The 25,612-nt window shown below is 46.7% G+C and carries 22 protein-coding genes, 1 tRNA gene and 3 rRNA genes; 21 read left to right on the top strand and 5 right to left on the bottom strand.

Translation table 11 applies throughout. The annotated features are described in order from the left end of the window. Positions 1-31: 31 nt before the first annotated feature. The 8 genes from pepQ to rrf all read left to right on the top strand — a co-directional run bounded on the left by pepQ (position 32) and on the right by rrf (position 9,517). Complete coding sequence (gene pepQ, locus EL341_RS16685) at positions 32-1,363, top strand: Xaa-Pro dipeptidase (RefSeq protein ID WP_126468177.1); 1,332 nt, start codon at positions 32-34, stop codon at positions 1,361-1,363. Beyond that, on the top strand, positions 1,363-1,974 hold the full coding sequence (locus EL341_RS16680) for an IMPACT family protein (protein ID WP_047782349.1): 612 nt from the start codon (positions 1,363-1,365) through the stop codon (positions 1,972-1,974). The genes pepQ and EL341_RS16680 overlap by 1 nt, the downstream gene beginning before the upstream one ends. Positions 1,975-2,013: 39 nt before the next feature. Then, positions 2,014-3,465 (top strand): TrkH family potassium uptake protein, encoded by a 1,452-nt coding sequence (locus EL341_RS16675; protein ID WP_047782348.1) that lies wholly within the window; start codon positions 2,014-2,016, stop codon positions 3,463-3,465. 21 nt (positions 3,466-3,486) lie between these two features. After that, on the top strand, positions 3,487-4,017 hold the full coding sequence (gene hemG / locus EL341_RS16670; protein WP_074824635.1) for a menaquinone-dependent protoporphyrinogen IX dehydrogenase: 531 nt from the start codon (positions 3,487-3,489) through the stop codon (positions 4,015-4,017). 406 nt (positions 4,018-4,423) lie between these two features. Further along, a 16S ribosomal RNA gene (locus EL341_RS16665) occupies positions 4,424-5,966 on the top strand. A gap of 89 nt (positions 5,967-6,055) precedes the next feature. Then, positions 6,056-6,131: transfer RNA gene (locus EL341_RS16660), tRNA-Glu, on the top strand. 251 nt (positions 6,132-6,382) lie between these two features. Then, a 23S ribosomal RNA gene (locus EL341_RS16655) occupies positions 6,383-9,293 on the top strand. A gap of 108 nt (positions 9,294-9,401) precedes the next feature. Then, positions 9,402-9,517: ribosomal RNA gene (gene rrf / locus EL341_RS16650) — 5S ribosomal RNA — on the top strand. Together the 16S, 23S and 5S rRNA genes with 1 tRNA gene alongside form the textbook arrangement of a ribosomal RNA operon. A gap of 717 nt (positions 9,518-10,234) precedes the next feature. Here the strand turns inward: rrf and mobB are convergent. Together mobB and mobA are read right to left on the bottom strand one after the other, a co-directional pair. Further along, positions 10,235-10,750 carry a molybdopterin-guanine dinucleotide biosynthesis protein MobB gene (gene mobB / locus EL341_RS16645; RefSeq protein WP_074823959.1) on the bottom strand — a complete coding sequence of 172 codons (516 nt, stop codon included), beginning with the start codon at positions 10,748-10,750 and terminating at the stop codon, positions 10,235-10,237. 2 nt (positions 10,751-10,752) lie between these two features. Continuing rightward, the gene (gene mobA / locus EL341_RS16640) at positions 10,753-11,328 is read right to left on the bottom strand and encodes a molybdenum cofactor guanylyltransferase MobA (protein WP_074823962.1); all 576 of its coding nucleotides are present in this window, start codon (positions 11,326-11,328) and stop codon (positions 10,753-10,755) included. Positions 11,329-11,804: 476 nt separating this feature from the next. Between mobA and nrfA the strand changes: the two genes are divergently transcribed. From nrfA to EL341_RS16575, 13 genes are all read left to right on the top strand, one after another. Next, on the top strand, positions 11,805-13,238 hold the full coding sequence (gene nrfA, locus EL341_RS16635) for an ammonia-forming nitrite reductase cytochrome c552 subunit (protein ID WP_074823965.1): 1,434 nt from the start codon (positions 11,805-11,807) through the stop codon (positions 13,236-13,238). Between the two features lie 46 nt (positions 13,239-13,284). Beyond that, positions 13,285-13,857 (top strand): cytochrome c nitrite reductase pentaheme subunit, encoded by a 573-nt coding sequence (gene nrfB, locus EL341_RS16630; RefSeq protein WP_074823967.1) that lies wholly within the window; start codon positions 13,285-13,287, stop codon positions 13,855-13,857. Next, on the top strand, positions 13,854-14,525 hold the full coding sequence (gene nrfC, locus EL341_RS16625) for a cytochrome c nitrite reductase Fe-S protein (RefSeq protein WP_047782341.1): 672 nt from the start codon (positions 13,854-13,856) through the stop codon (positions 14,523-14,525). The genes nrfB and nrfC overlap by 4 nt, the downstream gene beginning before the upstream one ends. Continuing rightward, the gene (gene nrfD / locus EL341_RS16620; protein WP_074823971.1) at positions 14,522-15,478 is read left to right on the top strand and encodes a cytochrome c nitrite reductase subunit NrfD; all 957 of its coding nucleotides are present in this window, start codon (positions 14,522-14,524) and stop codon (positions 15,476-15,478) included. The genes nrfC and nrfD overlap by 4 nt, the downstream gene beginning before the upstream one ends. 22 nt (positions 15,479-15,500) lie before the next feature. Continuing rightward, the gene (locus tag EL341_RS16615; protein ID WP_074823974.1) at positions 15,501-17,414 is read left to right on the top strand and encodes a heme lyase CcmF/NrfE family subunit; all 1,914 of its coding nucleotides are present in this window, start codon (positions 15,501-15,503) and stop codon (positions 17,412-17,414) included. After that, positions 17,411-17,971, top strand: coding sequence for a DsbE family thiol:disulfide interchange protein (locus tag EL341_RS16610; RefSeq protein ID WP_074823978.1), 561 nt, complete (start codon positions 17,411-17,413; stop codon positions 17,969-17,971). Before EL341_RS16615 ends, EL341_RS16610 begins: the two co-directional genes overlap by 4 nt. Further along, positions 17,968-18,429 (top strand): heme lyase NrfEFG subunit NrfF, encoded by a 462-nt coding sequence (nrfF, locus tag EL341_RS16605; RefSeq protein ID WP_074823981.1) that lies wholly within the window; start codon positions 17,968-17,970, stop codon positions 18,427-18,429. The genes EL341_RS16610 and nrfF overlap by 4 nt, the downstream gene beginning before the upstream one ends. Beyond that, complete coding sequence (gene ccmI, locus EL341_RS16600; protein WP_074823985.1) at positions 18,429-19,295, top strand: c-type cytochrome biogenesis protein CcmI; 867 nt, start codon at positions 18,429-18,431, stop codon at positions 19,293-19,295. The genes nrfF and ccmI overlap by 1 nt, the downstream gene beginning before the upstream one ends. 65 nt (positions 19,296-19,360) lie before the next feature. After that, positions 19,361-19,630, top strand: coding sequence for a YihD family protein (locus EL341_RS16595; protein ID WP_047782336.1), 270 nt, complete (start codon positions 19,361-19,363; stop codon positions 19,628-19,630). 59 nt (positions 19,631-19,689) lie between these two features. Continuing rightward, a complete protein-coding gene (locus EL341_RS16590; RefSeq protein WP_047782335.1) occupies positions 19,690-20,676 on the top strand; it encodes a serine/threonine protein kinase in 987 nt (328 codons plus the stop codon). A 24-nt stretch (positions 20,677-20,700) separates the two neighbouring features. Then, the gene (gene dsbA, locus EL341_RS16585) at positions 20,701-21,390 is read left to right on the top strand and encodes a thiol:disulfide interchange protein DsbA (protein ID WP_082119009.1); all 690 of its coding nucleotides are present in this window, start codon (positions 20,701-20,703) and stop codon (positions 21,388-21,390) included. A gap of 387 nt (positions 21,391-21,777) precedes the next feature. Beyond that, positions 21,778-22,494, top strand: coding sequence for a DUF3053 family protein (locus tag EL341_RS16580; protein WP_047782334.1), 717 nt, complete (start codon positions 21,778-21,780; stop codon positions 22,492-22,494). A 182-nt stretch (positions 22,495-22,676) separates the two neighbouring features. Beyond that, positions 22,677-23,036 (top strand): YibL family ribosome-associated protein, encoded by a 360-nt coding sequence (locus EL341_RS16575; protein WP_047782333.1) that lies wholly within the window; start codon positions 22,677-22,679, stop codon positions 23,034-23,036. Between the two features lie 47 nt (positions 23,037-23,083). On the opposite strand, the gene yiiM is transcribed toward EL341_RS16575, so the two are convergent. From yiiM to sodA, 3 genes are all read right to left on the bottom strand, one after another. Then, positions 23,084-23,758, bottom strand: coding sequence for a 6-hydroxyaminopurine reductase (yiiM, locus tag EL341_RS16570; protein ID WP_047782332.1), 675 nt, complete (start codon positions 23,756-23,758; stop codon positions 23,084-23,086). A gap of 164 nt (positions 23,759-23,922) precedes the next feature. Continuing rightward, positions 23,923-24,261: a zinc ribbon domain-containing protein YjdM gene (locus EL341_RS16565; RefSeq protein ID WP_047782331.1), complete on the bottom strand. Its 339-nt coding sequence runs from the start codon at positions 24,259-24,261 to the stop codon at positions 23,923-23,925. Between the two features lie 282 nt (positions 24,262-24,543). Further along, entirely contained in the window at positions 24,544-25,170 is a 627-nt protein-coding gene (gene sodA / locus EL341_RS16560; protein WP_047782330.1) for a superoxide dismutase [Mn], read from the bottom strand. Positions 25,171-25,612 lie beyond the last annotated feature (442 nt).

The raw sequence follows: 25,612 nt of genomic DNA, 5'->3' as shown, positions 1-25,612 counted from the left end.
GTCTGGTTATTAACTTTAATTGGGTGATCTGATGGAAAAGTTAGCAGCGTTATACCAGGCACATATTTCAGTATTACAGCAACGTACCCGTGATGTTTTGCAGCGTAACCAGTTGGATGCTTTACTGATTCATTCTGGTGAATTGAACCAACTGTTTCTTGATGATAGACACTATCCGTTTAAAGTGAATCCCCATTTCAAGGCTTGGGTACCGGTCACGGAAGTGCAAAACTGCTGGATATGGGTGGATGGCGTTAATAAGCCGAAGCTGTGGTTTTATTCCCCCGTCGATTATTGGTATAGCGTAGAACCGATACCGGATGGCTTCTGGACTTCTGCTATCAATATTCAGCCGCTAAAAAATGCCGATAACATCGTCGACTATTTGCCAGCGACATTAGATAAAGTTGGCTATATTGGACCGAACCCAGCGCGCGCGGAGTGGCTGGGGATGACAGCAAAGAATATCAATCCAAAAGCGGTGATTGATTACCTGCATTACTATCGCTCTTATAAAACCGATTATGAGCTGGCCTGCATGCGTGAAGCTCAGAAAGTCGCCATCAATGGTCATAAAGCCGCGCGCGATGCGTTTTATTCCGATATGAGTGAGTTTGATATTAATCTGGCTTACCTTACGGCAACCGGGCATCGGGATACCAACGTACCCTATGATAATATCATTGCGCTGAATGAACACGCGGCCGTGCTACATTACACCAAGCTGGAACCCCGCACGCCGGATGAGTCCCACAGCTTTTTAATTGATGCGGGTGCAGAGTATAATGGTTACGCTGCTGACCTGACGCGTACTTATGCCAGATATAAAGACAGCGATTTCGGCCTGATGATTCAGGATCTGAATAGCGAGCAGCTAGCGTTGATTGCCACGTTAAAATCAGGGGTTAACTTCGTTGAGTATCATTTGCAAATGCATCAACGGATTGCCAAGCTACTGAAAAAATATAATTTAATTGTTGATATGAGCGAAGACGATATCGTTGAAACGGGTATCAGTAATACTTTCTTTCCCCACGGTCTGGGCCATCCTTTGGGGCTACAGGTGCATGATGTGGCCGGTTTTATGCAGGATAATACCGGTACACAAGTTAAAGCACCGGAAAGATATCCGGCTTTACGCTGTACCCGTGCGCTTGAACCGGGGATGGTCATGACTATCGAACCCGGTCTCTATTTTATTGATAGTCTGCTGGAACCATGGCGCGATAGTCAGTTTAAGAATAACTTTAATTGGATGCGGATTAATAAATTCAGGCCTTATGGTGGTATTCGTATTGAAGACAACGTGGTTATTCGTAAAGACCGGGTTGAAAACATGACGCGAGATTTAAAATTATCCTAATGGAAGCCTATCAGGTACCTTCTGAAGCGGTAACGTTTGAAGAGGAAATCAAAAAAAGCCGCTTTATTACCTATCTTGCACCGGCGAGCGGTGTAGATATGGCGAAGTTATTTATCCAACAAGTCAAAGATCAGCATCCGACTGCTCGTCATCACTGTTGGGCCTTTGTGGCTGGCGCGCCGCATGACTCTCAACAGTTAGGTTTTTCTGACGACGGAGAACCGTCCGGTACCGCCGGTAAACCGATGCTGGCTCAGCTGATGGGAAGTGGCGTTGGGGAAATTGCTACGGTCGTAGTGCGTTATTACGGCGGTATTTTATTAGGTACCGGCGGATTAGTGAAAGCTTATGGTAATGGGGTGCAACAGGCATTAAAAATATTGCCTACCCGGACTCAGGTACCGCAGTCAGAATATCAGTTAGTTTGTGATTACCCACAATTATCTATGGTGGAAACATTATTGCAGCAGGTTGGCGGATCGATTGTCCGCGCTGATTATGGTGCGAATATCCAGCTGGTTTTATCATTACCGTCATTACATATTGAGCAAATTACGGGTAAATTGCGCGATGTCAGCCGTGGAACATTGCTTTTGTCTCCGGTTGAGTAATAATTCGCAGGTTTTTTAATTGAAAAAGGTTAGACCTGAATGCATTTTCGCACAATAACCCGTATTGTCGGGCTCCTGGTTATGCTGTTTTCCGGACTTATGATTGTTCCGGGAATCGTTGCGTTGATTTATCGCGATGGCGCAGGGAGTGCATTCAGCCAAACGTTTATCGTTTCAATTGTGATTGGCCTGATATTATGGTTTCCCAATCGCCATCAGAGAAAAGAGCTTAAATCCCGCGAAGGATTCCTGATTGTGGTTCTATTCTGGACCGTATTGGGAAGCGTGGGAGCGCTGCCTTTCATTTTTGAAGATTCAATGGGCATGAGTATTACCAATGCTTTTTTTGAATCTTTCTCCGGGTTGACCACCACCGGTGCCACCGTACTTACTGGACTAGACAGTTTACCCAAGGCCATTTTGTTCTATCGTCAGATGCTGCAATGGATGGGGGGCATGGGGATCATCGTATTGGCGGTGGCGATTTTGCCGCTGTTAGGCGTTGGGGGAATGCAGCTGTATCGGGCAGAAATCCCCGGTCCGCTAAAAGACAGCAAAATGCGTCCGCGTATTGCTGAAACGGCTAAAACGCTTTGGTTTATCTATGTATTGATCACTATTGCCTGTGCGCTCTCTTTTTGGGCGGCGGGTATGACGCCGTTTGATGCCATTGGTCAGAGTTTTTCTACCGTGGCCATTGGTGGATTTTCCACGCATGAAAGTGGGTTGGCTTATTACAACAGTTCATTAATTAATAATCTTACCGCTCTCTTTCTGTTTATTTCCGGTTGTAACTTTGGTTTGCACTTTGCCGTGTTAAGCGGGCGCAGCGTAAAAGTTTACTGGCGCGATCCTGAATTTAAGATGTACTTCTTTTTTCAACTGGCGCTCATTGCTATTTGTACGTTAGTGCTTTGGCAATGGAATGTGTATGGCTCGGCGCTGGACGCACTCAATCAATCCATTTTCCACGTGGTATCCATGACCACAACCACGGGTTCTACAACTGAAGACATTGCTAACTGGCCAACGTTTTTACCGATGATGCTCTTAATGGCGACTTTTTTGGGTGGGTGTGCTGGCTCAACCGGTGGTGGTCTGAAGGTGATTCGTGTTCTGCTGTTGTGCTTACAGGGTGTACGTGAATTAAAACGGTTAGTTCATCCTAATGCGGTGTACACCATTAAGTTAGGCCAGCGGGCATTGCCTGAGCGAGTTATTGAGGCAGTTTGGGGATTCTTTTCTGCCTATGCCTTAGTCTTTATTATCAGCACACTGTCATTAATGGCGACGGGTCTGGATGCGTTTGCTGCATTTACCGGTGTAGTATCGGCGTTGAATAACGTGGGTATTGGTATCGGTGATTTTGGCGGTCACTATGCTCAGGTGAACGATCCGGCTAAATGGATTCTGATTATAACTATGATGTTTGGTCGTCTTGAAGTCTTTACACTTCTGGTTCTGTTAACGCCAATCTTCTGGCGTGAATAACAGAGAATTAAGGAATAAACCATGAAAGCACTATTAATTTATTCCAGCCGCGAAGGGCAGACTAAAGCCATCGTGTCTTATATAGCTAACGAGTTACGGGAAGGTATTGAGGTGGATCTCTATAATATCGATGATATGCCAGAGATTAACTTTAGCGATTATAACGGTGTGCTTATTGGTGCTTCTATCCGCTACGGCCATTTTCACAAAGCTTTTAAGACGTTTGTTGATAAGCACTATGAAATCTTGAACCAAATGCCAACCGCTTTTGTTTCGGTTTCGCTAATTGCCCGTAAAGCGGAAAAGCAATCGCCGCAAACCAATAGCTATACCCGTAAGTATTTGCTGGCTACCCGGTGGAAGCCAACTCTCTGTGGTGTGTTCGCGGGAGCATTACGTTATCCACGCTATACCTGGATTGACCGAGTCATGATTCAACTTATTATGAAGATGACTGACGGAGAAACCGATAGTAGCAAAGAAATAGAATATACCGATTGGGCTCAGGTGAAGCGCTTTGGTGCGGAATTTGGACGTTTAATCAGCAAATAACGGTATTTACGACACATTCCGCCTAAACAAACAGCAGTCAGTTATTTTTTTGCAATTAGCGCTTGCCAGATAAATCTGAGTCCCTATAATGCGCCTCCACTGACCCGGCAACAGCCGGCGAAGACAGAGTTTAAGATGAATAAATCTGTGATTTAACACTTGACTCTGTAGCGGGAAAGCGTAGTATACGCAGCCCGTGCCACGGCAAGCGAAGCTTACTGTTGGCCATGCTCTTTAACAATTTATCAGACAATCTGTGTGGGCACTCACAAGACGGTATCTCACGCTGACACTTCGGTGTTCAGCAACAAAAAATACCAAGTCTTAAAGAGTGACCAAGCAGTAATTCATTTGTAATTTATTACAGACGTTTTATTACGAAAGTAATCTTTGAGCATCAAGCTTTTAATTGAAGAGTTTGATCATGGCTCAGATTGAACGCTGGCGGCAGGCCTAACACATGCAAGTCGAGCGGCAGCGGAAAGTAGCTTGCTACTTTGCCGGCGAGCGGCGGACGGGTGAGTAATGTCTGGGAAACTGCCTGATGGAGGGGGATAACTACTGGAAACGGTGGCTAATACCGCGTAATGTCGCAAGACCAAAGAGGGGGATCTTCGGACCTCTCGCCATCAGATGTGCCCAGATGGGATTAGCTAGTAGGTGGGGTAATGGCTCACCTAGGCGACGATCCCTAGCTGGTCTGAGAGGATGACCAGCCACACTGGGACTGAGACACGGCCCAGACTCCTACGGGAGGCAGCAGTGGGGAATATTGCACAATGGGGGAAACCCTGATGCAGCCATGCCGCGTGTGTGAAGAAGGCCTTAGGGTTGTAAAGCACTTTCAGCGGGGAGGAAGGGTAGGTACTTAATACGTGCTTACATTGACGTTACCCGCAGAAGAAGCACCGGCTAACTCCGTGCCAGCAGCCGCGGTAATACGGAGGGTGCAAGCGTTAATCGGAATTACTGGGCGTAAAGCGCACGCAGGCGGTTTGTTAAGTTAGATGTGAAATCCCCGGGCTTAACCTGGGAACTGCATTTAAAACTGGCAAGCTAGAGTCTTGTAGAGGGGGGTAGAATTCCATGTGTAGCGGTGAAATGCGTAGAGATGTGGAGGAATACCGGTGGCGAAGGCGGCCCCCTGGACAAAGACTGACGCTCAGGTGCGAAAGCGTGGGGAGCAAACAGGATTAGATACCCTGGTAGTCCACGCTGTAAACGATGTCGACTTGGAGGTTGTTCCCTTGAGGAGTGGCTTCCGGAGCTAACGCGTTAAGTCGACCGCCTGGGGAGTACGGCCGCAAGGTTAAAACTCAAATGAATTGACGGGGGCCCGCACAAGCGGTGGAGCATGTGGTTTAATTCGATGCAACGCGAAGAACCTTACCTACTCTTGACATCCAGAGAACTTAGCAGAGATGCTTTGGTGCCTTCGGGAACTCTGAGACAGGTGCTGCATGGCTGTCGTCAGCTCGTGTTGTGAAATGTTGGGTTAAGTCCCGCAACGAGCGCAACCCTTATCCTTTGTTGCCAGCGAGTCATGTCGGGAACTCAAAGGAGACTGCCGGTGATAAACCGGAGGAAGGTGGGGATGACGTCAAGTCATCATGGCCCTTACGAGTAGGGCTACACACGTGCTACAATGGCGTATACAAAGAGAAGCTAACTCGCGAGAGCATGCGGACCTCATAAAGTACGTCGTAGTCCGGATCGGAGTCTGCAACTCGACTCCGTGAAGTCGGAATCGCTAGTAATCGTGGATCAGAATGCCACGGTGAATACGTTCCCGGGCCTTGTACACACCGCCCGTCACACCATGGGAGTGGGTTGCAAAAGAAGTAGGTAGCTTAACCTTCGGGAGGGCGCTTACCACTTTGTGATTCATGACTGGGGTGAAGTCGTAACAAGGTAACCGTAGGGGAACCTGCGGTTGGATCACCTCCTTACCTAAAAGATACGCAGTTGAGTGCAGTGTCCACACAGATTGTCTGATGAAATGAAAAGAGAGCAATGCGTCTGCGAAGTCGACTTCAGTGTCCCCTTCGTCTAGAGGCCTAGGACACCGCCCTTTCACGGCGGTAACAGGGGTTCGAATCCCCTAGGGGACGCCAATTGCTGATGATGGGTGAAAGCCATTATCGATGATAGCCTGTTGAGTCAGGTTATTTTAATATCTCAAAACTGATTTTGCTGTGAATGCGGCAGAGTGATGTTTGAGATATTTGCTCTTTAACAATCCGGAACAAGCTGAAATTTGAATCCTCAGCAACAATGAGTTTTACACTGACATTGTTGAACTGAGCGAGTCTCTCAATATTTGCAGCACGAAAGTAGTCTTGTAAGAGACACCTTCGGGTTGTGAGGTTAAGTGACTAAGCGTACACGGTGGATGCCTAGGCAGTCAGAGGCGATGAAGGGCGTGCTAATCTGCGATAAGCGTCGGTAAGGTGATATGAACCATTATAACCGGCGATACCCGAATGGGGAAACCCAGTGTGTTTCGACACATTATCATAACATGAATACATAGTGTTATGAGGCGAACCGGGGGAACTGAAACATCTAAGTACCCCGAGGAAAAGAAATCAACCGAGATTCCCCTAGTAGCGGCGAGCGAACGGGGAGCAGCCCAGAACCTGAATCAGTTTGTGTGTTAGTGGAAGCGTCTGGAAAGTCGCGCGATACAGGGTGATAGTCCCGTACACCAAAATGCACAGATTGTGAGTTCGATGAGTAGGGCGGGACACGTGATATCCTGTCTGAAGATGGGGGGACCATCCTCCAAGGCTAAATACTCCTGACTGACCGATAGTGAACCAGTACCGTGAGGGAAAGGCGAAAAGAACCCCGGCGAGGGGAGTGAAACAGAACCTGAAACCGTGTACGTACAAGCAGTGGGAGCACTCTATAGGGGTGTGACTGCGTACCTTTTGTATAATGGGTCAGCGACTTATATTTTGTAGCAAGGTTAACCGAATAGGGGAGCCGTAGGGAAACCGAGTCTTAACTGGGCGTCATAGTTGCAAGGTATAGACCCGAAACCCGGTGATCTAGCCATGGGCAGGTTGAAGGTTGGGTAACACTAACTGGAGGACCGAACCGACTAATGTTGAAAAATTAGCGGATGACCTGTGGCTGGGGGTGAAAGGCCAATCAAACCGGGAGATAGCTGGTTCTCCCCGAAAGCTATTTAGGTAGCGCCTCGTGAACTCATCTTCGGGGGTAGAGCACTGTTTCGACTAGGGGGTCATCCCGACTTACCAACTCGATGCAAACTCCGAATACCGAAGAATGTTATCACGGGAGACACACGGCGGGTGCTAACGTCCGTCGTGAAGAGGGAAACAACCCAGACCGCCAGCTAAGGTCCCAAAGTCATGGTTAAGTGGGAAACGATGTGGGAAGGCACAGACAGCCAGGATGTTGGCTTAGAAGCAGCCATCATTTAAAGAAAGCGTAATAGCTCACTGGTCGAGTCGGCCTGCGCGGAAGATGTAACGGGGCTAAACCATGCACCGAAGCTGCGGCAGCGATATGAAAATATTGTTGGGTAGGGGAGCGTTCTGTAAGCCTGCGAAGGTGGACTGTGAGGTCTGCTGGAGGTATCAGAAGTGCGAATGCTGACATAAGTAACGATAAAGCGGGTGAAAAGCCCGCTCGCCGGAAGACCAAGGGTTCCTGTCCAACGTTAATCGGGGCAGGGTGAGTCGACCCCTAAGGCGAGGCCGAAAGGCGTAGTCGATGGGAAACAGGTTAATATTCCTGTACTTGGTGTTACTGCGAAGGGGGGACGAAGAAGGCTAGGCTATCCGGGCGACGGTTGTCCCGGTTTAAGCGTGTAGGTGGGTTGTTTAGGTAAATCCGGACGACTATTAAACACTGAGGCGTGATGACGAGTCTCTACGGAGATGAAGTAGTTGATGCCCTGCTTCCAGGAAAAGCCTCTAAGCTCCAGGTAACATTAAATCGTACCCCAAACCGACACAGGTGGTCAGGTAGAGAATACTCAGGCGCTTGAGAGAACTCGGGTGAAGGAACTAGGCAAAATGGTGCCGTAACTTCGGGAGAAGGCACGCTGGCATTAGGTGAAGTCCCTCGCGGATGGAGCCGAAGCCAGTCGAAGATACCAGCTGGCTGCAACTGTTTATTAAAAACACAGCACTGTGCAAACACGAAAGTGGACGTATACGGTGTGACGCCTGCCCGGTGCTGGAAGGTTAATTGATGGGGTTAGCGGCAACGCGAAGCTCTTGATCGAAGCCCCAGTAAACGGCGGCCGTAACTATAACGGTCCTAAGGTAGCGAAATTCCTTGTCGGGTAAGTTCCGACCTGCACGAATGGCGTAATGATGGCCAGGCTGTCTCCACCCGAGACTCAGTGAAATTGAACTCGCAGTGAAGATGCTGTGTACCCGCGGCAAGACGGAAAGACCCCGTGAACCTTTACTATAGCTTGACACTGAACATTGAGCCTTGATGTGTAGGATAGGTGGGAGGCTTTGAAGCGTGGACGCCAGTCTGCGTGGAGCCAACCTTGAAATACCACCCTTTAATGTTTGATGTTCTAACTTTGGCCCCTAATCGGGGTTGAGGACAGTGTCTGGTGGGTAGTTTGACTGGGGCGGTCTCCTCCCAAAGAGTAACGGAGGAGCACGAAGGTTAGCTAATCACGGTCGGACATCGTGAGGTTAGTGCAAAGGCATAAGCTAGCTTGACTGCGAGAGTGACGGCTCGAGCAGGTACGAAAGTAGGTCTTAGTGATCCGGTGGTTCTGAATGGAAGGGCCATCGCTCAACGGATAAAAGGTACTCCGGGGATAACAGGCTGATACCGCCCAAGAGTTCATATCGACGGCGGTGTTTGGCACCTCGATGTCGGCTCATCACATCCTGGGGCTGAAGTAGGTCCCAAGGGTACGGCTGTTCGCCGTTTAAAGTGGTACGCGAGCTGGGTTTAGAACGTCGTGAGACAGTTCGGTCCCTATCTGCCGTGGGCGTTGGAAGATTGAGAGGGGTTGCTCCTAGTACGAGAGGACCGGAGTGAACGCACCACTGGTGTTCGGGTTGTCATGCCAATGGCATTGCCCGGTAGCTACGTGCGGAAAAGATAACCGCTGAAAGCATCTAAGCGGGAAACTTGCCTCGAGATGAGTCTTCCCTTGGACCTTGAGTCCACTAAAGGAACGTTAAAGACCATGACGTTGATAGGCCGGGTGTGTAAGCGTAGCGATACGTTGAGCTAACCGGTACTAATGAACCGTGAGACTTAACCTTACAACACCGAAGGTGTTTTGATTGAGAGAATTTCAGCTTGTGAACGGATTGAAGTGAATGGTTGTGTGCGTTGAGAGACGGGCATGACGGTTTACAATACAGAATATGCCTGGCGGCGATAGCGCGGTGGTCCCACCTGACCCCATGCCGAACTCAGCAGTGAAACGCCGTAGCGCCGATGGTAGTGTGGGGTCTCCCCATGCGAGAGTAGGGAACTGCCAGGCTCCAATTAAGTAATAACCCTCAGCGCAAGCTGGGGGTTTTTGCGTTTTGGGCGGTTGAACTTCTTGGCTCGTAAGGAGTAAGGCGTATCGTCATCCCAGCGAAAGCTGGGATCTCGCCCTCAGGCCGAGCGCTGCTATTAAGCTAAAACCCAAGCGAGGAGGGCACAGGTATTGAGTTTGGGCGAGCTTCGGGCCTAGCCGCACTACGGGCACTTCGTTGGCTTACGCCAAGTCGCCCCCACGCCCGTCTCTCCCTCAGATTTACATTCGAATGATTGGTGTTGCTCCAAATTCTATTCTCTGGTCATTAATCTCGTCATCCCGGTGGAAACTAGGATCTGGGGTTTAGCTGAGAGGGACGTCGGTATTGAGTCTGGGCGAGCTTCGGGCCTAGCCGCGCTACGGGCACTCCGGCAGCTAAAGCTGCTACGACCCCCACGCCCGTCTCTCCCTCAGATTTACATTCTTGCTTAAACAACTCGGGGCGTTAACCTAGATGTATTTAGAGTAAACCCCAAATTCCAGTTATTAGTTCACTGATAATCGCGAAGGCCTACAATGTTAACCTGAGGGAGAGGGTTCTGTTGGGGTCGTAGCGAGCTTGCTCGCCGGAGCGCCCCTAAGGAGCCTAGGCCCGAAGCTCACCGGCCTCAATACTAGCGCCCTTAAGTAATATATTTCAGGGTTTTTGTGATAGGATTAATTGATACTGAATGACTATTTCTTATCTTCTAGCCAACCCACAATAAATTCAGCAATGCTATTTGGATTATTAATATCAAGAATGGGAATAGTTAACTCAATATTTTCATCGGTGGCTAATGCAATAACATGCTGGTCGATTAATCCTGCTAATGGTTTACCGACTTCAGTACGAAATAGTGCGATCTTATCAATGGGTTCATGTTTAAAACCTTCAACCAGCACTAAATCAATTAACGTTGGATCAAATTTATTGATCAGATCGATAAGGTTTACCGTGCTCTCAGGGGTTTCGGTCATCAGTGCCCAGCGTTGATCGCAGGCCACAATAGTTTGCATGGCACCAGCTTTGCGCAGCTCATAACTGTCCTTACCCGGTATATCAATATCCATATTATGGTGAGAATGTTTGATTAGGCCGCAGCGAATGCCCATCGATGACAATAACGGAATCAACTTTTTCAGGAGCGTGGTTTTTCCGGTGCCGCTGTATGCAGTAATACCTAATAGGGGAATGCTGTTATTTATCATCGTTATTGGTTCCAGTTTTTACATTCATCCAATGTATTGATATTTTTGAAAGCTTGGGGATTATCCTGAAAATTAACGGCAGTTGCCTGCTGCTGGGATAAGAAAATCATTAACTTACGATCTCCCCCGAGTAAGTAGTTACGTAAGGGCTGGACGAGTTGAGTATTGAGTAGAGCTATTGTTGGATGGGATCTGTCACCGTCATGAGCATAGGCAGCCAGCTGGTTATTTTTGCCTAACCACAGCCTCTGGGCTAAATCTTGAGGAATAAGTGGAGTATCGCAAGAGGAAAACAGCACCCATTCAGTGGGACTATTCTCCAAAATGGTCAACATTCCCGCTAGCGGCCCTTTAAAGCCACTGAGTGAGTCAGAAAATACGGCACAGCCACTTTGTTCATACTCTTCAATATTGCGGTTAGCGCTGATAACAACCTGTTTAACCTGAGGCTGAATTCGCTTCAGCACATGTTGGTATAGCGGTATACCATCAAGTAAAATCAAGCCCTTATCGGCTCCTCCCATTCTGGTTGCTTGTCCACCAGCCAGAATAGCGCCAGTAATTGAAGGTATCGACATCGGTCTTTCCTTTCGCTTCGCTCAAAATATGCTGAACATTTTAGCGCGATTAAAAATAAATAGTGCCGTTTATTCTCTTAACTGATAATGATTTTTATTTGAACGAATGAAAAAATCTAATCGGTATATTTAAAAACATATTTAATTTGATCATAACTAACAATAGATATTATTGAATCTACTTAGGTCATGCATACCTAAATATAGGTATATTATTGTTATAACCCTAAATGGTTAGTGTTGATTTTATTGCATTATTTTTATTTGAACCCTATCAAAAAATTGAATTTTATATTTCCCATTCATTGATCTAAAACAATCCAAATTAAGTCAGTCATTTATTTTATCTCTAAATCGTTATATTTAGAGGGACAATAAATACTACTTAAGAAGTAATCATTTTTAGTGCAATGGATAAGCACAGAAAGATATTTATATCCTGGTAATCGGCGCAATGAATGTCGAAATAATAATAGATGGGAGTACTTACCGTGGGCAAGATTAAGGCAAAGTTATCAGCTAGCTTACTGATATTGTTTGCATCGTTAATGATGAGCAATGTGGTAGCAGCTAAATCTGAAATAGAGGCTCGTAATGAGGTCTTCGCAAAAGATCATGCTGCTCAATATGATTCATGGCGAGCAACCAGCGAGTTAGATACGTTAGGTGGCGGGTTGGATGAATATCCCGATATGGTGATTCTCTGGGCCGGCTATCCATTTGCGAAAGATTATAAAAAAGCGCGCGGTCACTTTTATGCCATCACAGATATTCGTGAATCACTGCGTACCGCAGCACCAATGAAGGATAGCGATGGCCCTTTACCGATGGCCTGCTGGAGCTGTAAAAGTCCTGACGTCGCTCGCTTGATTGATGAAGGTGGAGAAGATAGCTACTTCGAAGGAATGTGGTCTAAAGGTGGTGCACAAGTAGTAAACCCTATTGGCTGTGCCGACTGCCACGATACGGCATCCAAAGACTTTGCCGAAGGTAAACCTGCTCTGTATATGTCCCGTCCTTATACCGAACGCGCACTTGAAGCAATCAACAAGCCGTTTGAGAAGGCAAGTCGTCTGGATCAACAATCGATGATTTGTAGTAACTGCCACGTCGAATATTACTTCTCGGGCAAAAACAAAGCGGTTAAATATCCATGGGATAACGGTATTACCGTTGAGAAAATGGAAGCTTACTACGACAACATCGAGTTTTCCGACTGGAAACATCAGCTGTCCAAAGCACCGATGCTTAAAGCGCAGCATCCGGAGTATGAAACCTGGAGTCAGGGAATTCACGGTAAAAACAATGTGACCTGTATTGACTGCCATATGCCGAAAGTACAGAACGCAGAAGGCAAAGTGTATACCGACCATAAAATTGGCAATCCTTTCGATCGTTTCAATGAAACCTGTGCTAACTGCCACACCCAAAGCAAACAAGCGCTACAAGACGTTGTTGCCAGCAGAAAAGAAGCGGTTAGAGAGCTGAAGAAGAAAGCTGAGCGTCAGTTAGTTCATGCTCACTTTGAAGCGAAAGCCGCATGGGATGCCGGCGCAACAGAAGAAGAGATGAAGCCAATCCTACAGGATATTCGTCATGCACAGTGGCGTTGGGACTATGCCATTGCTTCCCACGGTATTCATATGCACGCACCAGAAGTTGGCCTGAAAGTTCTGGGTACTTCACTGGATAAATCAGCCAATGCCCGTACTAAACTGGCGCGTTTGTTAGCATCTAAAGGGATTACTCACGAGATTGAACTGCCGGATCTTTCCACTAAAGCTAATGCCCAGAAAGCATTAGGCATGGATATGCAAAAACTTGAGAGCGAAAAACAAAACTTCCTGAAAACTCGCGCAGTCGAGTGGGATGAAAATGCCAAAAAAGAAGGGCGCTTGTTAAGTAAATAAAGTTATCGGCCTCGCTAAACCGGGGCCTTATTAAGGTGGAATTATCATGGGCAGTTTACGTTCATTATTTAAGGGCGGGCTGTTAATGCTGGTATCGATGTTTGTACTAATGGCAACTCCGTTGTCAGCAGCACCGGCACCCGAGCAGAAAACAGAAGCCTCGTCCGAATATAAAGTTGAGTTACAGCGCAACCGCGATTATGCCTGTACTCAATGTCATAAAGAGAATAAAGATGGTATGCACGGCACGCACGCTAAAGCGATTAATCCAAATACGGCGTTGCCGGTTACCTGTACCAACTGTCACGGCAACATATCACCGGATCATCGTGATGGTGTAGCGGACGCTATGCGTTTTAATAAAGATACTTTTCCGGTGGATAAACAAAATCAGGTTTGTATGAGCTGCCATCAGCCGGAAAAACTGCGTACGGCGCTATGGGCGCATGATGTCCATATTCTGAAAACCTCCTGTGCCAGCTGTCATCAGCTGCATCCATCGGTTGATCCGGTAAAAGGGTTGGATCAGAAAGGACAAATTAAGCTGTGTGTAGATTGCCATAGTCAGCAGCAGTTGCAAAAAGAACAATTGCTACAAAAAGGGAAGAAAACGTCATGAGTTGCTCACGCCGTCATTTTATTGCCGGTATGGGAGCAGCCATCTTTATGACCGGCCCGGTTCACCGTACGCTGGCACAGACCATGTCCATTAACGGTATTCGTTATGGCATGGTATACGACGAAACCCGTTGTATTGGCTGTACCGCCTGTATGGATGCTTGCCGAGAAGTGAATAAAGTGCCTGAGGGCGTGTCGCGGTTAGAGATTATCCGCACCGGTCCGATAGGCGAGTTTCCTGAGGCAAAATATCAGTTTTATCGTCATTCCTGCCAGCACTGCGATAATCCACCTTGTGTGGACGTTTGCCCGACCGGCGCGTCTTATAAAGATGCGGCTACCGGTATCGTTGAAGTGAATCCCAATCGCTGTGTCGGCTGTCAGTACTGTATTGCTGCCTGCCCTTATCGCGTGCGTTTTATTCATCCGGAGAAAAAAACTGCCGATAAATGTAACTTCTGCCGTGATACCAATTTGGCTCAGGGCAAGCTGCCGGCCTGCGTTGAATCTTGCCCAACTAAAGCACTGACGTTTGGTAATTTGGACGATCCGAATAGTGAGGTGGTGAAACTGATAGCGGATAAAACCACTTACCGCGCGAAAGTACATTTAGGTACCGAACCGAAAATGTACCGTATTCCAAGCAAACATGGGGAGATTAAAGGATGAGCAGCGCTTTTCATTTTGAATCCCTGGTTTGGGACTGGCCAATTGCCATATATCTGTTCTTGATCGGCGTATCCGCAGGTATGACAACCATCGCGGTGATCCTGAAGCGTCGGGTGCTCGGTGGCGAAGCCAGCCGTGATGGTGTGATTAAAGCCACGGCGATTATCGCACCGTTATCGGTGATTGTTGGCCTGACGATTCTGATTTTCCACTTAACCCGTCCATGGACCTTTTGGTACCTGATGATTTTTTATAGCCCCACCTCGGTGATGTCGTTAGGGGTTATGCTATTTCAGATCTATATGATGGTGCTGATCGTCTGGCTGGCCGTGCTGTTCCGCAGTGAGATCGCCAGCGTTATTGACCAGCGATTTAAGGCATTCGGTTGGATTAACGGTATTCTGTCGACCTGTGTCCGACTGGAGAAAGTGCTTGAGCCATTAATGATTTTTCTGGCGGTGGCGTTAGGTGCCTATACCGGTTTCCTGCTGTCGGCACTGAAGACCTATCCGATGCTGAATAATCCGGTTTTGCCAGTGCTATTCCTGTTCTCTGGTATTTCATCCGGTGCAGCGGCCGCAGTGCTGTTTAGTATTACCTGGTTTAAACAACCGGTGAATAGCCCATCGATTCACTTTGTACATCAGCTTGAAAAGCCGGTCGTGCTGTTTGAACTGTTCTTGCTGCTGGCCTTATTCGTTGGTCTGTTCTTTGGCGGTGGTCAGAAAGAAGTGTCCGCCATCGCCGCCATTGGCGGTGGATTCTGGTCAAATATCTTCTGGTTTGGCGTTATCGGGCTGGGTATTCTGCTGCCGTTGGTTATGAATATGGTATGTAGTCAGCGGGTTCAGCACAGTAAAGGCTATATTATTACCGTTTCCGGTATGGGGTTATGTGGCGTACTGCTCTTACGTTTCTTTATACTGTATGCCGGTCAAATGACGGTAGCTTAGTTATGTGTAAAAAGGAATGGGCATGATTCCCGAGCTGGGTCTGCTATCCCTACTCTGTGCTTTGGCACTTTGTGTATTGTTATGTAGCGTCCCGCTGGCAGGTGTTTACTGTCGGCGGGCATCGCTGATGCGCTATGCTATTCCACTGAGTTATGGCGCCTGCCTGTTTATCTCCCTGTCTATTACGCTACTCGGCTACAGCTTTGTCAGCGATGATTTCTCGGTAATGTACGTTGCCCAGCATTCCAACTCCCAACTTCCGCCCTTCTTTAAAATCGCAGCGGTATGGGGTGGGCATGAAGGCTCAATGCTGTTCTGGCTATTTTCTCTGTCGATTTGGACGGCGCTGGTTGCCTGGTTACGCAAAAACGTTGATATACAGATCAATACCAGCGTATTGGCTATTCTGGGCCTGATTATGCTGGGCTTCTGCCTGTTTATTCTGCTGTATTCTAATCCGTTTGAGCGGGTGTTTCCCGCGCCGATGGAGGGCAGAGATCTCAACCCGATGTTACAAGATATCGGACTGATATTTCATCCGCCCCTTTTGTATCTGGGCTATGTTGGTTTTGCCGTTAATTTCGCTTTTGCTATTGCGGCATTGATGAGCGGCAGAATGGATGCTGCGGTAGCTTATTGGAGCCGACCGTGGGCGCTGGCTGCGTGGGTCTGCCTGACCGGTGGGATTATTTTGGGCTCGTGGTGGGCTTATTATGAACTGGGATGGGGAGGTTGGTGGTTCTGGGATCCAGTAGAGAATGCCTCTTTAATGCCGTGGCTGCTGGGTACCGCGTTATTACATGCCCTAATCGTAACTGAACAACGAGGAAGCTTTAGCTACTGGAGTTTACTGCTGTCCATCTTTACTTTTGCCCTGAGCCTGTTGGGAACTTTTATTGTTCGTTCTGGCGTATTAACGTCGGTTCATGCTTTTGCCGTCGATCCCGATCGCGGCATTATGCTGTTGCTGCTGTTAGGCATTGCGGTTGTGGGTGCGCTGGTGCTGTTTGCGTTTAGAGCCAATACCCAGCCTTCGATAGTTCGCTTCAGGTTGTTTTCCCGCGAAATGCTGCTGTTATTGGCTAATGTGTTACTCAGCGTAGCGACGTTGATTGTGCTTATTGGTACCTTTTATCCGATGTTGTTTACTGCCTTTGGTTTGGGCTCCATTTCCGTGGGTGCGCCTTATTTCAATAGCACTTTTATTCCTCCGGCACTGCTTATTTTACTGGCAATGGGGATAGCGCCTTTTAGTCGTTGGAAAAATTTTGCGGCAGGGCGATTAAAGCTCATGGCACTGTTAGCAGCCTTAGCGGTGATTATGGGCAGCCTGTTTGCGTTGATGTTCAATAAAATTTATCCCGCGGTGATATTGGCTTTAATCTTATCTCTGTGGGTTATTTTGGCGAATCTGATCTTGATTCGTCATTTAACCCTGCGTAGCTTGGGCGTATTTCTTGCCCATGCTGGTGTGGCAATAACCACGATTGGCATTACTTTATCCAGCTATTACTCCACGGAAATCGGGGTAAAAATGGCGCCGGGTAGTGAGAGCACATTGAGCGGTTATCAATTTCATTATGACGATACCAAGCTGTTAATTGGCCCCAACTATACGGCGGAGCAGGCGGTTATTCGCGTGACGAAAGATGGCCAAGCGGTCGCTAAGCTACTACCGGAGCGCCGACATTATACGGTACGGACTATGCTGATGAGCGAGCCGGGAATTGCCTGGGGTTTGTTTAGCGATTTGTATGTGGTGATGGGAGATAAAGTGGATAAACAGCACTACGCCCTACGATTCCACTATAAGCCGTTTATTCGCTGGGTGTGGGGCGGTGGGTTATTGATGATGTTGGGGGGAAGCTGCGTTTTGTGGAATCAGTGCCGTAGAAGAGTGCCAAGCGGTTATCAATTGTCGGAGGTGACATCATGAACCGACTTAAGCTGTTTTTACCGCTGTTGTTGGTCTTGCTATTGGGCATTGGGCTGTTTTTCGGTTTACAGCAAGACCCGCACCAGTTAGGACTGACTCAACAAGATAAGCCAATGCCGGCGTTTATCGCCGAGAATTTATCAGCAGAACAGCAATCTTTTAGCCAGCAGGATTTCAAAGGGCATATTACGCTATTGAACGTCTGGGCCAGTTGGTGCCCCGCCTGTAAGTCCGAATTTCCTTTTTTACAACAGTTAAACCATCGACCTGATATCAAACTGTATGGATTGAATTACCGCGATAATCGTCGGGCAGCGCAGGGCGTATTAAATACGCTGGGCAATCCTTTTTTGGGTTCAATTTACGACCCTGAGGGCAAACTGGCGCTGGAATTAGGTGTGTACGGTACACCGGAAACCTATTTGATAGATAGCCACGGCATTATTCGCTATCGCTATGCAGGCGAGTTGAATCAAGATGTGTGGCAAAAAGAGTTTCAGCCGAAAATTGCAGTACTGCAAAAGCTCTCCTCATCAACACAGGAAAGCAGCCAATGATTCGATGGTGGCGCTATGTTTCTCTGCTCTTGCTGCTGGTTGCGCTACCGCTATCGGCAGAGATTGTTGATACCTGGCAGTTTAATAATCAGGAGAATCAGCAGCGGGCGATTGCTTTGGCTAAGCAACTGCGTTGTCCGCAGTGTCAGAATCAGAATCTGGTGGAGTCAACTTCGCCAATTGCGCGAGATTTACGCCTTGAAGTCTACCGGATGGTGGATGAGGGGAAAACTAACGACCAAATCGTTAAGGTTATGACCCACCGTTTCGGTGATTTTGTGTTGTATAAACCGCGTTTTAACGGACAAACTGCACTGTTATGGCTAAGTCCATTCATCCTGTTACTTATCGCTTTGCTGGCGCTTTGGCGCTCTGTCGGTAGCCGTAAGTTACCAGTTCCTGAAATGAGCGAAGAGCAAAAGCGTCAATTAGCCGAATTACTGGAGAAGAAACCGTGATGGTGTTCTGGGGTGGTGTCGCGCTGGCTGCTGGCCTTATTTTGTTGATTATCTGGCTTCCTGTTATCAGGTCAGGTAGCAAGCACAAGCATCAACCCGCGGCAGATATCCGCGATCGGACTAACGTTGGGCTTTATCAGCAGCAAATGGCGCTGGCGGATAAACAGTTTTCGGCTCAGGAAAAACAAAGCGGCATGCTGGATCAGTTTAAACAGGAGCTGTCTTTAAGCCTGCTACAGAATATGCAGCCGCAGGATAACAGTCGTCAAATTCCGGCGCAGCGGCCATCGTGGGTGATGCCAATACTGATGACGCTATTGGTATTGCTGATTCCACCGGTTGGATTTAGCCTGTTTGGGCAATATGCTGAATCCGTTGATTATAGCCGTCAGGCCAACACCGATCCTTTTGTTGGTATGGATATCGAGCAAATACAGGATCGCGTGGTGACTGAGCTTCAACAACGCATTCGTCAATCTCCCGGTGACAGTGAGGCTTGGTTTATGTTGGGGCAGCGCTATCTAAATAGTAATGAGTTTGACAATGCCCTGATTGCTTTTGAGCGAGTTGCGAAGCTGAGGGGAAATGATGCTGAGGTGATAACGGCTAAAGCTGCAACCCTTTATTATCAGGCGGGTCAACGAATGACTCCGCAGGCACAGGCATTAATAAATCAAGCCCTCCAATTGGAACCTAATCAGGTTACCGCGCTGATGCTACAGGCATCCGATTACTTCTTAAATGCGCAATATCAGCAGGCGATTGATATTTGGCAGCAACTACTGGACAGGGACAACCCGCAAATTAACCGAGCCAAATTAATCGAAGCAATAAATATGGCTCGCATGATGAGTTCGACGAAATAACGGACTGTTAAAATTCGATTAACCCTGATACCGTGTGACTCTTTTAAACCAAAGGGAGAGGCGTTATGAAATGCCATCGCGTCAATGAACTCATCGAACTTATTCATCCTGCCTGGCAGAAAGATCCGGATCTTAATCTGATTCAGTTCCTGCAAAAGCTGGCTGATGAAGCAGGATTTACCGGGCCTCTGGCTGAATTAACGGATGATGTCCTTATCTATCATCTCAAAATGCGCGACAGCAAGAGTACCGAAGCGATTCCCGGTTTAAAGAAAGATTACGAAGAAGACTTCAAAACAGCATTATTACGCGCACGTGGTATTTTAAAAGACTAACCAGCGTGTATTATGGCTATCCGTTATTTTTCATCATTGAATAGATTAGATACTTTTTTATGAGCTTATCAGCCTTTGATTTTCACACTCTGATGCCTGACCTGATTCTGGATGCGCTGGAAAGCGTAGGGTTACGTGTGGATTCCGGCCTGACCGAGCTGAATAGCTATGAAAACCGCGTGTATCAATTTATGGATGAAGATCGCCAACGTTACGTGGTGAAATTTTATCGGCCAGAGCGTTGGAGCCACGAACAAATACAGGAAGAGCACGATTTCACTCAGGCGTTGTCAGATACAGAGATCCCTGCTGTTGCACCGTTGAGACTAAATCAACGAACGCTGCATGATTTTCAGGGATTTATGTTTACCGTTTTTCCAAGTGTTGGAGGTCGTCAGTATGAAGTGGATAACCTCGATCAGCTTGAATGGGTAGCCCGATTTTTAGGGCGAATTCATCAGGTAGGAAAACATAAGCCCTTTGTGGCAAGACCAACGATTGGGCTGGATGAATACCTGTATCAACCTCGTCAGACATTGGCTGAAAGCGCATTGGTTCCTGAATCAGTGAAAAAGTCTTTGATGCCGGTTCTGGATGATTTAATTCAGGGGGTTGAACAATACTGGCATACGAACTGGGCGCCATCTCGCTTACACGGTGATTGTCACCCGGGGAATATCTTGTGGCGTGACGGGCCGATGTTTGTCGATTTAGATGATGCTCGTAATGGTCCGGTAGTACAGGATATTTGGATGTTATTACAGGGTGATCGGCAGGAACAGCTTATGCAGTTGGATCTGTTTGTTGAATCCTATAGTGAATTTGCTGATTTTGATCAGAAAGAATTGGCACTGATTGAGCCATTGCGCTGTATGCGTATGGTTTATTACCTTGCTTGGGTGGTCCGTCGTTGGCAGGACCCTGCGTTTCCAAAAAGCTTTCCCTGGATTGCAGATATTGATTTTTGGCAACAACAACCATCGTTATTTACTGAACAGGTTAAGTTGTTACAGGCTCCGCCATTGCAACTGACGCCAATGTACTGATTATTGTTTTACGGAGTAATTGTTATGAAAAAAATTTGGCTGGTGATTATTTGTGCCGTGATTGCTGCTGGTGCTTTCTTTGTTTGGTCAAATTCATCGACCCCAGCAAAGTCTGACTCTGCGGGTAGCTCAGTGAACGTTGAGTCGGGCTTTAAAGATGGTAAGCAGTTTTCTACCCTGAAAAGAAATGCAACGGAAGCGCCTCAGGTGCTGGAGTTTTTCTCGTTCTTCTGCCCGCATTGCTATGATTTTGAAAACGTTTACCACATGAGTGATGAGTTTAAAAAGCAACTGCCTGAAAATGGTAAGCTGGTGAAATATCACGTTGACTTTATGGGTGGTGAACTGGGTTCTCAACTGACTCAGGCTTGGGCCGTAGCGATTACGCTGGGCGTTCAGGACAAAGTGGCTCCACTGATTTTTAGCGGTATCCAAAAAACGCAGACTATCCGTAATCTGGACGGTATCCGTCAGGCATTTATTGAAGCAGGCGTGACCGGTGAAGAGTTTGATAGCGCATGGAACAGCTTTATTGTTAAGTCATTGACCGCGCAGCAGCGTAAAATGGCAGCGGACGTTGAATTAAGAAGCGTACCTTCCGTACTGGTTAACGGTAAATATATGGTTAAAAATGACGGACTGGAAGCCAACAGCGTTGAAAGCTTTATCCAAGAGTATGGTCAGGTAGTGAAATATCTGCTGGGCCAAAAGTAATCGGTTTACTGTAGTTTCATACCGTCATCCCCGCGAAAGCGGGGATCTTGCCCTTAGGCCAAACGTTGTCAGTAAGCCAAAACCTAGGTTCAGGTTTTCACTGGGATGACAAAAATATTCTCAACCGCTCTGCCCCGTTATCCTAACTACTCTTTTTCCTCACTTGATATCATCACACTTGCGTTTGCTTCCGAGCTTAATGTGCTTTTTTACCTATTTTGAACTATTGTTTAGCTACTCAGCCCTTTCTGTATGAAATCCTTTATTAGAGGTACGTGTAATGTTAACGTATGGGTGTTTCTGCGGCGGAACAGCTGGTTCAAGTTAAGATTTATTCTGGCGCCGAATAATAATGGATTTTTAGCGGATAATATTTTTGGAGTATGTATGTCTTTAGTGAAGCAAAAAACATGGGCCCGTTTTCTGGCACCTTTATTTGTACTTGGCTTGGTTTTTCAACTGGCTGGTTGTGGTGATAATGAGCCGGAACAGCGTAAAGCTTTTAGTGAATTCCTGCAGACTAAAATTATTGACGGTAGCAAAGTTCGTTTGCCAGCGCTGACCGAAGAGCAGAAAAAAGAGTTTGGTAACTACAGTAAAGACTATGAGTTATTGACTGGCTTTACCGACCAATTAAATGCTGCATTCTCTAAGTCCATGGAGTCTTCCATGAATGAGTTGAGAACGCTGAATAGCATGAAAGCCATGGTTGATAACCGTGATAAAGTTGAAAAAGCACAGGCTGAAACTAAAGCGGTTCAGGCTAAGCTGGATGAAATTATCAAAACAACTGGCGATCAGTATACGGCGTTGAAAATGCCGGAAGATTTAAAAGCGGTTTATGATAAAGCTTATGCCAAAGTTGTTACCCAACAAGGTGACTTAGGTAAGCAAACTCTGGTTCTGCTGGATTCAACGTTTGACGATATTCTGAAAATTTCTGACTTCCTGAAAGCTCAGGGTGATAAAATTGAATATAGTGGTCAGATGGTTCAGTTTACCGAGCAAAAAGCATTGGATCAGTTCAACGAAATGAACAATTCTCTGCAAAAGAACCAGCAAGAACTGATGAACGTAGCGCGTAAAATTGCTCAGCTAATGTAATCGCTATTTTTTCACAAGGTTAAGACAACGGGCCACAGTATTTGTGGCCCGTTTTTTCTACTGTTTTGGCCTATTCGACGCTGCGGATTAGAACTGAAGTTGCGTTACGTTTATACTCTTCGCCAAGCACACCCGATTTTTAGGGTATTTTATTATTTAAGTTGGAATGTAAGGTCAAGGCTATGAAACAACAGGCAGCAGAAATTAAACGCTTAAGCGATAAGCTGGATGCGTTAAACCGCAAAGAGAAAGATGTTATTACCAAAGGCCTCGATACTGATTTGACTGAAATGGATGCCGAAAAGGCCACATTACAGGCTGAAATTGAAAGGCTGCGAGCGGAAAAAAGTAAAGTTCTTAGCGCTAAAGCTCAGAAGATACAAAAGCTAGCCTTCAGTCGCCCTATTACTAAAGCGGAACAAGCGGATATGGGAGCACTGAAGAAAAAGGTTAAAGGCCTTGAAGTTGTTCATCCAATGACGGCTTTGGGTCGTGAAATGGGCATTAAAGAAGTGACCGGATTTGCCCGCAGTCAGTTTTAATCTCTTTTTCTTATGTGTCAGTCAGGTCACTTTGCGGGCCTGACGCTTTACTGAGTACCAACCAGTCGTCTTTCCATATCCTCAATACTTCGATTTAATAAACGCATCTGCATATTTTTGCTCCAACTGGCGGACAAACCCGCTGCGGCAAGCATGCGCCGGTATTGTTCTGCATCAAAAGGGGCGTTGAAGGCAATTGAAATCGCTTCTGCTACCGAGAGATCGCTGTTACGGCTAACCAGCTCCAGCGCCTGTTGTGAATTCACGCTACCCGCTGAAATGACCCGATAGAGCCAGCCGCAGCGACCGCTGTTTTGCATAGTGCGTGCAAAGTCACCAATATCACAGTGAAAGTTCAGTTTATAGCAAGGGGAGCGAGGCTGAGTAACCTGAATCAGCGCTTTTCCCCAACGAAAGATGTCACCAATATAGACATTTTCTTCATTGAGGCCAGTGGTAGAAATATTCTCACCAAACAGCGGGGCAACAAACTGTTCCGCCTGTTCAGGATATTGAGCTTGCCAGTAAGCGTAGTGTTCGCGCGGATAGTGGCACAGTGCCCGATCGGCCCCGCCGTGGTGACGGGTTTCTGCTTGTTCATCCCCCTCAAACCCTAATGCTGTTAGCGTTAGCTCACCATTAGCGGCACGTTTATTGATTGCGCTGGGAGAATGCCCCTCATAGGGTTCGATCTTACCAAGGTAAACGTTGGGATAATGCATCATAACCGCCGATGATTGGGGGTAACCATGAAATGAGCATACTGCCTATAGCGGCGCGGATCCAGCTTTGAACAGGACTAAATTGCAAGGAGAAATAGACGGGATAACTAAAAACAAAGCCACATTCTTGGTCAAGAACGCAGCTTTGTTTCCGGTAATGCTTCTTAAACTTTCTTAACGAAGCAGGCTTTCAGCATAATGCTGGTGTTATCGATTTTGCAGTCGATCTCATGATCGCCATCGACCAGACGGATAGGTTTAGACTTGCTGCCGACCTTCAGGACGGTTGAAGAACCTTTCAGTTTTAAATCCTTAATTAGCGTCACGCAGTCGCCGTCAGCCAGCACGTTACCGTTGCTGTCTTTCACCACTCTCTCATCGCCGTCAGTCGCTTCTGGCTCGGAAGGATTCCACTCGTGAGCGCAATCAGGGCAGATGAACATGGAACCGTCTGGATAGGTATTTTCTGACCCGCAGACCGGGCAAGCTGGAATAGAGTGCATGTCAATTTCCCTAAAAAATAGAACGTGAATAAAATTAAGGCGGCATTCTACTACAAATAGCCTCTTTTATCACAGGGATAAACCATCTGGTTATGAAGTAGATAGCAATAGAAAGAAATTATCATCCAATAAAATTGCCAATTTATCAGGAGAATGCTGATCTTTTCAGGGCGGAGCGGGGATAAATTCAGGCAAGGGCTGAAAACTGAGGATTTAAGTCCGAGATAATAGCGGAATAGCCGATACTACCTCGGTTATATAGACGAGTACTAACCCGTCATATTATTTTTTCGCTGCAGAAAAACGTGTAGCGGCCTCATCCCAGTTAACTACGTTCCAGAACTCTTTAATGTAGTCTGGACGACGGTTTTGGAATTTTAAGTAGTAAGCGTGTTCCCAAACGTCTAAACCGACGATGGGATAACCAGAAGCGCCAGATACGCTTTCACCCATTAGTGGACTATCCTGATTAGCCGTGGACACCACAGCCAGTTTACCTTCTTGTAGAACCAACCAAGCCCAGCCAGAACCAAAGCGAGTGGCTGCCGCTTGCTCAAACATCTCTTTAAAGCTATCAACGCTACCGAAGTCACGCTCAATGGCGGTTTTTAGATCGCCCTGTAGTACCGTACCTTTTTTCAGGCCTTTCCAGAACAGACTGTGGTTTACATGACCACCGGCGTTGTTTCTTAATACGGTGCGTTTTTCTGCCGGGACTTTATCCAAGTGAACAATTAACTCTTCCGCAGACAGCTTTTTTAGATCGTCAGACAGCGTCTCAAGAGCCGCATTGGCATTGTTGACATAAGCTTGATGGTGCTTGCTGTAGTGGATTTCCATGGTTTGCTTATCAAAATGAGGTTCTAAAGCATCATAAGCATAAGGCAGAGGGGGAAGTGTATAGCTCATATTGTTACTCCTCAAAACAGTTTTAGCTGCGCGATCGCAGGCAGCGGGTTTTTTGTCACCTCTTGAGTATAACATCTAATAACGATTGATAATCATTATCATTATTGTGGTTATTTGTTGTTCGTATCTTTAATATTTCAGCCATTTTTTAGGTATTTAATTAATACCTATTTATAAGTAGTCAAATATGTCGAAATGTAAATAATCTTTATGAATTAAAGTAACTTATATTGCTTTATGTTCAGTGCGTCGCGACTTCAAAAAAGGATATTGTAGTTTCATTTCAGTATGATATGTCACTAAATCAGATAATAACCTTACTTTACTATCAGGTGTTGGTCTGTTTCTTGACCGAATATAAAGTGATATATAACGCTATAAATTATAGTGCTATTTAGGTAGTGATTTAACATATTAATACCTCTTTTTGATTAAAATTAAC

It is taken from the genome of Pragia fontium (assembly GCF_900638655.1).
Lineage (GTDB): Bacteria > Pseudomonadota > Gammaproteobacteria > Enterobacterales > Enterobacteriaceae > Pragia > Pragia fontium.
The sequence above is the reverse complement of the archived record's forward strand: the minus strand, read 5'-3'. Positions and strand labels throughout refer to the sequence as shown.